The organism is Mannheimia kashgarensis (assembly GCF_041807705.1).
Lineage (GTDB): Bacteria > Pseudomonadota > Gammaproteobacteria > Enterobacterales > Pasteurellaceae > Mannheimia.
Genome location: NZ_JBGTYY010000056.1, coordinates 1 through 3,573, shown reverse-complemented (window position 1 = coordinate 3,573; position 3,573 = coordinate 1). Strand labels below are relative to the sequence as shown.

Genomic DNA, 3,573 nt, shown 5'->3' with positions numbered 1-3,573 from the left:
TTCCAAGCTGTGTTAGGTGTAGCCTTAATTGGAGCCGCATTTTTTCTCGGGCCGGTCGGTTGGGGAGTTCTAGGGGCTTCTTCCGCAATGATGATGGGAGCAATGGGGGCTTCGATGTTACTAGGAGGAGTTTCCCAAATGCTCACCAAAATGCCAAAAGCCCCCACAATGGGTAATGAAACAGAAAAAGAAAGCTCAACGGCTTTTTCAAATTTAAATAACTTGGTGGCTCAAGGCAAACCTGTGCCGTTGGCTTATGGCTTAATTCGGACCGGCTCGCTTGTGATTTCACAGGGAGTTGAGACGATGACAGTAGAGGTATAATTATGGGATTATTTCGTCGTAAGAGAAAAAATCATACTCCTAAAGAAGCACTGGAAACCGGTCGCTCTAAACAGATTGTGAATATTGTGGAATTGCTGTGCGAGGGCGAAATTGAAGGCTTGGTAGATGGCTTTAAATCGATTTACTTGGACGGCACGCAGATCCAAAACGATGACGACAGCTATAACTTTAATAATATGAGCGGTCAGTTAAATGTCGGTACGCAAGACCAAAATGTGTTAGACGGTTACGACAGCTCACAAAATGAAGTGAGTGTGGGTGTAGAAGTGAAGAAAAAAAACGGTGCAATCGTCCGCACCGTAACCGATGAGCGGATAAGCCGTTTGCGTTTAACACTAGGCGTACGCTCTTTATTCCATCAAAACGATAAAGGCGACACGAATGGTACAACGGTTGAACTAAAAATCAGAATTGGGGCGAAAGATCATTTTCACACATTTAATGGTAAATACAGCTCGCAGTATCTGGAATCTATTGTGTTTGATAACTTACCATCCGTGCCGTTTAATGTTTCTGTGGAGCGACTAACTGACGATAGCAAATCCCAACGCCTACAAAACAATACCATTTGGAGCAGTTACACCGAAATTATCGACACCGAATTTACTTACCCAAATTCTGCGGTTGCTGGTATCAGCTTTGATTCGGAGTATTTTAATAATATCCCGACCCGAAACTACCTAATTAAAGCGAAAAAAGTCAAAGTGCCAAGTAACTATGACCCGATTGCGCGTACCTATAACGGCTTTTGGGATGGGACATTTAAGATTGCGTGGACAGATAACCCTGCGTGGGAAATTTACGATTTAGCTCCGATTTTAAGCAAAATGCTTGGGGTTGAAATCAGTTTTGACAAATGGGCGTTGTATGATGTTGCTCGTTATTGCGATCAACTTGTGCCAGATGGTATGGGCGGACAAGAGCCTCGTTTTACCTGTAATGTGTGGCTCACAGAGGTTAAAAGTGCCTATGACTTATTAAATGATTTCTGCTCGGTGTTCCGTGCGATTCCAATTTGGACCGGGACAGAGGTTTCAGTCATTATTGACCGCCCGCGTGATCCGGTTTGGACTTACACAAATGCTAATGTAGTTGGTGGATTTGAACGATCCTACTCTGCTCGCAAATCACGCCATAATGCAGTGCAAGTGACCTATTCGGATAAAAAGAATGGCTATGAAAGAGCGATTGAATATGTTTCAGATGATGAAGAAATCAAAAAACACGGCTTAAATTTAAGCCAAGTAACTGCCTTTGGCTGTACATCTCGTGGGCAAGCATACCGTACAGGTAAATGGATTTTAGAAACCGAAAAACGAGAAAAGGAAGCCATTACCTTTACTGTGGGACGTGAAGGCTTAATGCATTTACCAGGTGATATTATCCGTGTGGCAGACAGCCACTATGCAGGGACAGAAATTGGCGGACGAGTGCTGGCGATTAATGGGCAAAAAGTCACGTTAGACCGTGAAATTACCATTGATAATGCCAGCTATTTTACTTATATCAATGCTGAGGCAACACACTCAACCATCAAAATCCAATCGGTAAATGGTACGGAAATCACCCTTAGTAGTACTCCAACAGGTCTAGAGGTTTACGGCGTATGGTCGCTATCCACTCAGCAGATTACATCTGGGTTATATCGATCGATTTCGATTGTGGAAAATGCCGATGGTACGAATACCATTACCGCCCTGCAGCACGAACCGCAAAAAGAAGCGATTGTAGATGAGAGTGCAATCTTTGAACCGTTGCCTGCAACAACTCATTATAGTTTGCTACCTGTTACCAGTCCAGAAATCGGGGTCGATGGTAGCGGGGTGATATTAAATTTCTCTGCCCCCACTTTTGTAGGACAAGGATTGAGATACCAAGTTAAATTATTTCGCAATGGTAAGTTTTATCAACTTTATGATGATTTGAAAGAGCCTAATCTTGCGTTTGCTAATTTACCAAATGGTGACTATGTAGCAGAAATTCGGGCTAAAGATGGGCAAGGGCGACTATCGGACGCGGTCAGTAAAACCTTTAATATAAACTTTGTTGTTAGCGAGCTGGTTGCTCTCCCTAAAATATTCGGGATTGGTTTATCTTGGAAAAATCCGATTTATGCTCCACCTAACTCCGCCATTGAAATTTGGGTGTCAAAACAAAACCGCTTTGAAACCGCTCGTAAATTGGTGAGTTTAGCGTATCCCACCAACAGCTATACCTACGATGGCTTAGAGGTGACAAGCACCTACTATTTTTGGTTGAGAATGGTGGATAATATAAATAGCACAGCAGGTGCATTTACTGAAGCCGTTGAAGGTGTGCCAGAGCAAGGGGGAGATAAAATTGTAGGCTATCTACAAGGGAAAATCACGGAAAGTACGTTAGGGCGAGAGCTAATACAATCATTACAAAACAATGTGGATAATTCTGTCGCCTTAGAAGCACAAGCACGAACTGCTGCAGTTGCAGCTGAAGCGAATGCCAGAATGCAAATGACCAATGATGTGAATGCTAATATTACTGCTGCACGTCAGCAAATTGCGTCAGCTATCCAAGATATCGGGGTGTTGCAACAGTCAGAACATACCAAAACCCAAGAGATAACTAATCTAACGCAAAAAGTGGGTAGACAGACGGCAGATGTGCGTGAATTAGCAATAACCACAAGTGATTTATCACAGAAATATGGTCAAATTAAGAGTCAGACAGACAATGCAGCAAGCGAGATAACAACGATTAAGCAAGCTCAATCGAATCAAGCTAATAACGTTGAACGTCTCACCTCACGATTTGATAATGTGATGTCGAGCCAAAACCTATTAAGCGACACTCTCAATAAGACAACCACCGCGTTTTTGCTTGGAGTATACCCGATTGGTCGTACGCTGTCAGAAGGGCAAAAAGTTATCATCAAGGCGACAACTACCCCACCACAGCGTGTGCTGATTTACAACTCCTCGCCACGAGGTGTTAATCGGATTGGTGAGATAATGGCTGACGGCACCCCCAATGAGCTTGATTGGGTTGTAGGCAATGGCGGTAATGATAATCTACACATTTATCGTACTAGCCCACGAGATAGCACAACGATTACGCTAAGTGATGTGAGCTTAACGTTACCTGATAATGCCTTAGCTGATGTGGTGGCGGAATTATCCGAACACAAACGGACAGTGACAACGCAAACCCAAGCCTTGACTTCGAAGACAGCCCTGTTGGAAAGCAGTCTTG

2 protein-coding genes are annotated in these 3,573 nt (G+C 43.5%); both read left to right on the top strand.

Annotation, left to right across the window (positions count from 1 at the left end; genetic code table 11):
* Positions 1-324, top strand: a 324-nt coding sequence (locus tag ACERCF_RS12345; RefSeq protein ID WP_472853098.1) for a tail assembly protein, incomplete at its 5' end; no start/stop codon positions are given.
* Positions 325-326: 2 nt separating this feature from the next.
* Positions 327-3,573 (top strand): TipJ family phage tail tip protein (locus ACERCF_RS12340; protein WP_373625765.1); only part of this gene is annotated, 3,247 nt, incomplete at its 3' end.